An 8,904-nucleotide genomic window follows, 5' to 3' on the forward strand; every position below is an offset into this window, starting at 1 on the left:
AGTTAGTTGACAATGCTTTGACACCACCAATATAGTGGTTCACCAGGATGGCTGAATCATCAACCAAATTCTATTCAATTGAATATCGTTATTTTAAACATTTTATCTTGAAGATATTCCCGTTAAGAACACGGAAATCAAAAAACAACTTTTGAACATAAATCTCATTTGTTTAATTATCGATAGATATAAATATTTATGCTGTTGGTTTTCAGCTTTACATATTAAAATAGAATGCACTTCTTAATATAAATAGATTTTGAAACTTGATGCGAACCGCATTTCTTGGCACTTCATTTCCCCTGCATATTTAAAGGTTGGGCGATTTTCCATACTTTAATGATTATCAGGGACTTTTTTACCTAACTTGTGCAATAGATGCATTTTGCATCTAAGGGCTACCATTGCTTTTGCTGACAAGTTCGCAACGCAACTCGCCATATCCACTTGACGTTACACAACATTTACAACATGAATAGAATTATAATTTTATTTTCCATCATAATAGTTAACACCTCTTTATGTGCTCAGCATAAGGTTTCCTATTTTCTAAACTATAAAACAAGCTCGAAAAAGGCTGTCGTTGAAATAAATTTTGATTCATTGGCAACTAAAGATGCTAAACTGGTAATTCCAAGAAGTGCCCCGGGAACTTATATTCTGACCAACTATATGGCCTTTGTTGATAATGTTATCGGTTATACCACTACAGGAAAGCAATTATCAGGGATGATAGGGGACGGAAGCTTCTTTACGTTTGGAGAAAATAATGAGCTTTTGAATAAAGTGAGTTATACCGTCGACATACAAAAAATGGAAATTGATTTATTGGATGCCTCTTCGAGTTCCAAAGCCAGAGAAGACTATCTTGGATTGTTTGGGTATTCCGCGTTCGGATTTATTGAAGGCCTTGAAACCGAAGCAATCAATCTAACCATCAAAACCGATTCTTCATGGCCCATTTTTAGTACTCTCCGGCCCGACACCAAAAGAAAATATGGGATGGATAATTTTGAGGTAGAGAACTATGCCGAATTAGTTGATGCTCAGTACCTCTTAGGTGAGGGAGTCCAGGTGATTCGTGTTGAAGAAGCACAAATTCCTTTATTTGTAGTGGCCTTTAGTGAGAGTGAGACAACCATTAATTTAGAAGGCATTGGAAATACAGGCTTAGTATCGCTACAGAAACTGGCTGATTATTTCGGATACGTTCCTATGCCGCATTACACCTTAGTTTATGAGTTTTTAACACCAATTTCAGAGAGACATGACTATGGTTTTAATATGGAACATCTAAATAGCATGACGGCGCACCGGGATATTTCAAAGGAATTTTATCCCAATAGAGATTTGGGAACCATCATACATCATATGGGACATTCGTGGGTTCCAATAAGGTCCTGGGGGGAAGGATACCGCCCATTTGCATGGCAGGTGGCACCCCTGATAGAGACAATCTGGTTAAATGAAGGATTTATATGGTATGTTTCTTTCCAAGAAATCCTCCCTAACGAGGAAAGGTTAAACTGGTGGAAGACCACCATGGACAATGCTCCGGATTTTATTAAAACCAAATCCTTAAAGGAATTATCTCTTTTGGGTTCGACCCAATATGCCTCTGATTTTAGAATAGGGAAAAATCTTTTTTCAAGGGGAGCTTTAATGGCTTATGATCTAGATGCCTATATTCAAAAACAAAGCAACGGAAAAAAATCCTTTAAAGATGCTATTCTTGGATTGCTTAGTTGGTCAAATGAAAATCAAAGAGCATTTAAATACAATGAGATTGAATCTATAATGTCTCAGGCAACTGGTGTGGATTTAAGTCCGGTATGGAATAAATGGCAAAATGCCCCTGAATAGGTAAAACACTATTTAATAGTACCTACAGGCCAATAGGCTAGCTTCCTCGCCTACTGAATGTAGTATTACGTTGTGCTTCATTATGACAAATTAATAAATGGTAATTCTTATGAACCAAAAAATAAAACAAGTTGCCCGAATTAAGTCATCTGTTGTTTTTTTCACTTTTCTAATAAGTTTGACTTACGGTCAAACCAGTGAAAATCAACTAATAGAACGATGGGAGTTTTCCGAAAGTGAATTGAATTCCGCCCAATCGGACTATGCAAAAGCGAAAGGAATCAAGTACTATCATTTCTCATTTTTAAGCAATAATAAAAAAGTTAACGGGTATCTGGCCGTACCGGAAAATACAACCAACAATCCGACGATTTTGTGGAATGATGGCGGAAGTGCCAAATTCTACCCTTTCACAGCAGATCAAGTACCAAGGAAATTTGGCAAGTTGGTGGAAAGCGGGTATGCAGTTATAGCCTGTAATTACAAAGACGAAAGCAATAGCGAAGTGAAAGATGAGTTTGGTGGAGAGGACGTGGACCACATAGTTAACCTAATCAATATACTCCAAAGCTTTCCAGAAATCGATACCTCGTCCGTAGGAATGTACGGCTGGAGCCGGGGGGGAATGATGTCTTATATGACCTTGATCAGGACTGACAAGATAAAAACGGTGGTAGTAGGCGGAGCGGTTTCAGATCTGTTTTTGAACGGTCGGAACCGGCCGGAAATGGAATTGAATGTTTATGCGGATTTGATGCCGGACTATAAGATTAGCCGTACAGCGGCACTGAACAGAAGGTCAGCCGTTAAATGGGCCGACCGGTTTCCCAAAGATGTGCCGATATTGATCTTGCATGGGACATCTGATTGGCGGGTAAGAGCCGAAAACTCTCTGTTACTGGCCATGGAATTCAGTAAATACCGAGTCCCTTACCGGCTGATTCTATACGAAGGCGGGGATCATGGTATTTCGGAATTCCGTGAAGAAAGGCAAATAGATGTCCTAGAATGGTTCAATCGCTTCCTGATCAGAAAAGAAAAATTACCAAATATGGAATATCACGGAGGATAGTGCATGGTCTCCAATCGTCAGCCAAGACACCATATCCAGAATGTTAGCTATAATTTGAAAACATGAAAAAACCATTTTACTTTTTAATGTGTCTCGTTATTATATGCAGTTGCACTCAAAATACGCCAACAGATGTGGTTGTATTAAAAAATGCTACCATTTATACTGGAAAAGGCGACATAATAAAAAACGGAATAATCATTATCCAAGGTGGTACAATAGTAGAGATTGGCGATAAAACGGTAAACATTCCAAAAGCAGCTGAAATAATTGATATTACTGGGCAATTTGTAACTCCTGGACTTATAGATTCTCATATTCATTTTGCTCAAACTGGATTTTTTGATGCAAGACCAAACGTGGTAGATTTTAGAGACTATTTTGATTTTGACGAACTTCAAGATGATTTAAAGACCAATCCACAATCTTATTATGATGCCTATTTACGTTCTGGTGTTACGGGAGTTTATGACGTAGGAGGTTTTTTATGGAGCATTTCACGACAGAAGGAAGCTGAAAACAATTATAAAGCACCTCATATAGCTGCATCAGGACCATTACTTTCTGGTGTTGATGAAAAACGACTTGACTACTTTAATACTTCAGACGCTAAACAAATGGTGTATTTGTCATCGCCAAAAATGGGAAGGAAAACAGTAAAACAATACAGTAAACTAGGTGCTACAGGGATTAAAATTTGGGGTGTTATGCTAAAGGACTCCTCTTTTATGAAAAGCTTACGAGCGGTTGCGGATGAAACCCAAAACCAAAATAATAAACTCATTGTTCATGCCACAAGTTTAGACCAAGCAAAAGAAGCGTTACGACTTGGTGCTAAGATTCTTGTACATAGTGTTGATGATAAAGAGGTAGATGAAGAATTTATACAATTGGCCCTAAAGAATGATATTATCTACCTACCAACAATAACTGTGACTCGAGGTTATTTAGAAGCATTTAATTCATTAAAGGAAAAACGGAATTTTGATGATATTAATAATGCCATGGATGCTCGTGCAAAAACATTTTTAGAAACAAGCACTGACTATTTAGATAAGCTACCAAAAGATTTTAACCTTGAAGAGCGTATAAACTTATTCGAGAATCTATGTAATAGAACCGAACCTATAATGATGCTCAACTTGAAAAAAGTGCATGAATCCGGAATACGGGTTGCAGTGGCAACAGATGCAGGAAATCCGGGCACCTTTCATGGAATATCCATATACGATGAAATGGAAATTATGCAAAAAGCAGGAATTGAACCTAAAGACATAATTGTGATGGCTACACAAAATGGTGCCATAGCAATGGATAGAGCTGATGATTTTGGAACCTTGGAAAAAGGAAAGTTCGCTAACCTTATCATTCTGGAAAAAGACCCCGCAATTGATATTACCAACTTTCGAACAATAACCCATGTCATGAGATCCGGAGTTATGAATCCTATTCACAATGAATAAATTACCGCTCTATTGTTTTGTTTTGATTCTTATGGTTGCTTGTCAACCAAAGCCCAAAGAAAAATTTGAAATCCTAATTATCAACGCTTCGGTTATAGACATAGCGAGTGGAAAGGTTTTACCTGGGAAGATGATAGGTGTCAACAAAGACACAATTCAATTGGTGGCCAATATGGCATCCTCTGATAGGTTTGAGTCTGACCAAATCATCGACGCCCAAGAAAAGTTTGTCATGCCCGGCTTGTGGGATAATCATGTCCATTTTAGAGGAGGTGATTCTTTGATCAACGAAAATAAAAACTTGTTGCCACTATTTATTGCCCAAGGAGTAACCACTGTCAGGGATATGGGAGGTGATATTTCACAAAGCGTACTGCAATGGAGAAATGAAATAAAGGAAGGACAACTGGCCGGGCCCAACATTTTCACATCCGGTCCGAAGTTAGATGGTTCGGACCCATTTTGGGCCGGATCAATTCCAATCGGCAAGTTAGAAGATATAAATCCTGCCTTGGATTCATTGGAAGGCATGAAAGTCGACTTTGTAAAAATCTATGCTAGCTCACTATCTCCGGAACTGTATTATAGCATTTTAAAAGAGTGCGAAAATCGTGGGCTTAAAGTAACAGGACATATACCATTGTCCGCAGATCATTTTAAGGCTGTTGAATTCGGCCTTGATGGAGTTGAACATCTTTTTTCTTTCCTAAGCTTAGCCTCTCCTATTGGGGATAGCTTAAGGCATAAAAACTTAGGTTTTGGTATGTTCCCACAGATTCTTGAAACCTATGATGAAGATCTAGCTAGCGATGCTATTGCAAAATTGGCATCAGCGGATTTCTTTGTCACCCCGACTTTATATGTATCACAGGTGCTTATGCAATTGGAGGATATGGATCCCACGGTGGATAGCCTTTTGCCCCTGATAGGACCTGGCATTCAAAAAACTTATGAAAGAAGAATAAAGCAAGCCCAAAACAGGAGTCGTGAAGGAAAACAATTGATGCACGATATGGATATTCGGGAACGAAGCTTTGTACTGCTGATGTTTCAAGCTGGTATCACTATTCTGGCTGGATCAGATTGTGGCCCATCCAATTCCTATGTTTATCCGGGAGCCGCTTTACAAAGCGAATTGGCATTACTCGTTGAGATAGGACTCACTCCTCAGGAGGCTTTATCAACGTCAGTCATAAGCGGCCCAAAGTTCTTTGGGCTTGAAGAATATTATGGCGGCATTGAAGTCGGAAAGGTGGCTCATTTAATTATGCTCACTGAGAATCCTCTTGTGAACATTGAAAATGTCGGAAGTATAGATTTGGTCTTGAAAGGAAATATTATTTATAATCAAAGTAACCTTACGGCCTTAAAAGCGTCCATGATAGCTCAATAAACCTTAGAATTTGCCTTTTTTCAACTTTATTCCAACTAAAATAAGTTTAAAATAGACCTTAAACTTTCAAGTTCGTCTTCTTTATCAATTTTTTCAATAGACGTTTTGCTCAAGTTTGTCCAGCGAAGGAGGTATACTATGTCCGATGTTGCCACCTTAAACTATAATCTTGTAGTATGGAGTTAGTTTTTATTCAATGAACAAATGTTCATTATAAAGTATATGAACGTTCATAATTATGAATTTTATTGTAATTTTATGGAGATTGAATTCGAATTATACTTAATCTTAAAATATAGTTTTAATGGATCAAAAAATAGCTCAGATTGTTGATTTTAAAAAATATGATCTGAACAGTAAGTCTTTTCGCAAGCATTGCAAAGAAACTTTGGATAGAGCAGGTGCTCTTTCTTTTGAAGGGTTCTTGCTACCTGAAATAGTTGAATCCATCCGTAAGCAAGGGGAGGATAATATGCACCTGGCATACTATACCTCCAGTGATCATAATATCTATCTTTCACCGAAAGATCACAGTTATCCAGATAATCATATACGCAATCGAACGGTCATTTCATCAAAAGGCTGTATTACTACCGATCAGATTCCATCTGGATCCGATTTACATGCCCTATATGATTCAGAAGTTTTCCGATCGTTTTTGTGCGATGTGTTAGGAGTAAAGGCCCTTTATGAATATGCTGATGCTTTGTCTTCCATAAATGTTCATTATGCAAGTGAGGGTCAGCAACTGGGATGGCATTATGACAACTCCTCTTTTGCCATTACCCTTATGATTCAAAGCCCCAAAGGTGGAGGGCAATTTGAATATGTTAAGGATGTTCGTGATGCAGATGGCGGTGAAATGAATTTTGAGCTTTCTGAAAAAATCCTCGATAATGAGATAAAGCCCGATACCTTAAATGCAAAACCTGGGACACTGACTTTGTTTCGCGGGCGTAATTCCATTCATAGGGTAACGCCAACGGTAGGTGACAGAACTCGTATGTTAGTGGTATTGGCTTACAACACGGAACCCAACAAGTCGCTTTCAGAATCTGCTCGTATGACTTTCTATGGTAGGTTGGCATAGCAAAGGTCTAAATTTCCAAAATGACCTCAATCTTATATGATTGTTTTAGTTTTACGACCATGAATAAAAAAACCAAAAGAGATTTTTTTCAAGAAGAAACACTTAAACTGATTTACGAGAAAGGCTTCAAGGCCACAACCATGCGTGATATTGCACAAAGACTTGATTTTGAAGTTGGCAATGTGTATAACTATATTGATTCAAAACAGTCCCTATTGGATTATCACCTTTTTGATATTCAGAATGAGTTCATTGATTCCATGGGCCAAATCCTTGCATCCAGTTTTTCACCAAAGGAAAAATTAAGACAGGTCATCTCTTCATATATACAGATTTCCTCGAATCGGCCATATGAGCAAGCCATGGTAGTGAATGAATGGCGAAATTTGAAGGAATCAAGGTTGAAAGAATTTCATGAGGGCAGAACTAAGTATGAAAGAAGCCTCCAAAGGATAATTCAAAATGGAATTGAACAAGGTGATTTTGAGAATAGGGACGTAGAAATTACAACTCAAACTATAATGGCAGCACTTCGTTGGATCTATACGCTGTTCATTGATCCAAAAGATAAAATCAATCCCATCGAAGTTGAAAAACAATTGACGGATTTTATCTTTGGTGGAACTTGCACGGACTGATAACCATTAAAAACACTTGTTTACTCTATTTGTTTCTTGACTACGTTTTTCTTTGTCAGCCCAAAATTGCGTCATTTTATTGAAACCACGTAAAATTCATCGAAGTCTTCTTTTCTTTCATATGATTGTAATCCATATGATGAAATGACCCCTGTAAAAAACACTTACAGTTGCATGAATGTTAATTAGATACTTCTGATGTATTTAAATGAATTCAAACGATATGCCTAAAACACAAAACACTGAAAATCAAGAGATTAACAGTGTTTTGATTTTACTTAAATAAGGTAAGTCGGGATGACTGGATTCGAACCAGCGACCACACGCACCCCATGCGTGTACGCTACCAGACTGCGCCACATCCCGGTCATTAAATTCGTTTTCCAATCATCGAAGATTTAGGACTTGCACCATTTTTATTGTAAACGTTGGTGCAGTTTATCCTGAGCGTAGCCGAGGGGCCACATCCCGAAAACGGATTGCAAAAATATAAAATTTGGTGAGATTTTAACCTAGACCTTCTAAAACTTTCGTCGATTTGAATGAATAGAATTTAATCTTGTAATGAAGGCTCAATAACGGAGCCAAAAACCTCTTTAAACATAAGATATGGCCCAAAAAAGCAAGCTATTTTGGGCCATTCATTTAAATTCAACAATTTTAATCGCCATAATTAATCCTACAATTTTTAAGATTTTAGGTAGTGCCACCTATTCTCTCACTACCTTTTTCGTTTCCATTTAGTTTGTATGTCTTATGGTTCTTAAAATGAATAACTTAAATAAATTTTCCTAAAGAAAATCTCCTTTGTCATCCACCTTAATCCTCAATATTTTGTCTCCATTTTCCAATTTCAACTTATATTTCTTGCTTACACCCTTTTTGTCATAATAATGTGTAATGTAAGTGTCTTTTGTAATGGTCCAACCTGGAAATCTTTCCAAAACGGCGGCCTTTACAGAACTTGGCAGATTAATGTTTTTGAATCTTTCGGCAGTACGGATTATTTTTCCGTCTTTGTCATACGCAGCTAAAATCTTTCCTTCTGGAATGTAGAAATTGATGTGGTAAACTTCATAGTCATCTTGATAATACTCTGAACTTTTTACATCAAAAGCTGCTACTTTACGTCTAAGCATTTCAACGGGAAGCGATGCCTCCTCTTTAGTGTCAATGCTATTCAGATACTTGTAATTTGTGGCGTACACAATTACCTCTGACAATTCCTCTGTCTTAATGATTTGAGATTGCATAGGTGCTACAATTCCCATCACAAAAAGAACTAACAATAGCTTTTTCATGATCTTTGTTTTTTTAAGTTAAAACTCTTACGAAAGGAATATCGGAGCTCCATTATCCACAAGCAACCTAAAATAAGATACATC

At 37.5% G+C, this 8,904-nt stretch carries 7 protein-coding genes and 1 tRNA gene; 6 read left to right on the forward strand and 2 right to left on the reverse strand.

Annotated features, from left to right (window positions below):
* The first annotated feature begins 471 nt into the window (after positions 1–471).
* The 6 genes from ABT310_RS01025 to ABT310_RS01050 all read left to right on the forward strand — a co-directional run bounded on the left by ABT310_RS01025 (position 472) and on the right by ABT310_RS01050 (position 7,519).
* Positions 472–1,863: a hypothetical protein gene (locus tag ABT310_RS01025; protein WP_375324913.1), complete on the forward strand. Its 1,392-nt coding sequence runs from the start codon at positions 472–474 to the stop codon at positions 1,861–1,863.
* A gap of 178 nt (positions 1,864–2,041) precedes the next feature.
* The gene (locus ABT310_RS01030; protein ID WP_375324914.1) at positions 2,042–2,935 is read left to right on the forward strand and encodes an alpha/beta hydrolase family protein; all 894 of its coding nucleotides are present in this window, start codon (positions 2,042–2,044) and stop codon (positions 2,933–2,935) included.
* 62 nt (positions 2,936–2,997) lie between these two features.
* Positions 2,998–4,398 carry an amidohydrolase family protein gene (locus tag ABT310_RS01035; RefSeq protein ID WP_375324915.1) on the forward strand — a complete coding sequence of 467 codons (1,401 nt, stop codon included), beginning with the start codon at positions 2,998–3,000 and terminating at the stop codon, positions 4,396–4,398.
* On the forward strand, positions 4,391–5,791 hold the full coding sequence (locus ABT310_RS01040) for an amidohydrolase family protein (protein ID WP_375324916.1): 1,401 nt from the start codon (positions 4,391–4,393) through the stop codon (positions 5,789–5,791). The genes ABT310_RS01035 and ABT310_RS01040 overlap by 8 nt, the downstream gene beginning before the upstream one ends.
* Positions 5,792–6,095: 304 nt before the next feature.
* Positions 6,096–6,881 carry a 2OG-Fe(II) oxygenase gene (locus ABT310_RS01045; RefSeq protein WP_375324917.1) on the forward strand — a complete coding sequence of 262 codons (786 nt, stop codon included), beginning with the start codon at positions 6,096–6,098 and terminating at the stop codon, positions 6,879–6,881.
* 20 nt (positions 6,882–6,901) lie between these two features.
* Positions 6,902–7,519 (forward strand): TetR/AcrR family transcriptional regulator, encoded by a 618-nt coding sequence (locus tag ABT310_RS01050; RefSeq protein ID WP_375324918.1) that lies wholly within the window; start codon positions 6,902–6,904, stop codon positions 7,517–7,519.
* Between the two features lie 292 nt (positions 7,520–7,811).
* Here ABT310_RS01050 and ABT310_RS01055 read toward each other — a convergent pair.
* A tRNA-Pro gene (locus tag ABT310_RS01055) sits at positions 7,812–7,885 on the reverse strand.
* Positions 7,886–8,310: 425 nt separating this feature from the next.
* Positions 8,311–8,820 carry a nicotinate-nucleotide adenylyltransferase gene (locus tag ABT310_RS01060; RefSeq protein WP_375324919.1) on the reverse strand — a complete coding sequence of 170 codons (510 nt, stop codon included), beginning with the start codon at positions 8,818–8,820 and terminating at the stop codon, positions 8,311–8,313.
* Positions 8,821–8,904 lie beyond the last annotated feature (84 nt).

This window comes from Flagellimonas cixiensis (assembly GCF_042134615.1).
Lineage (GTDB): Bacteria > Bacteroidota > Bacteroidia > Flavobacteriales > Flavobacteriaceae > Flagellimonas > Flagellimonas cixiensis.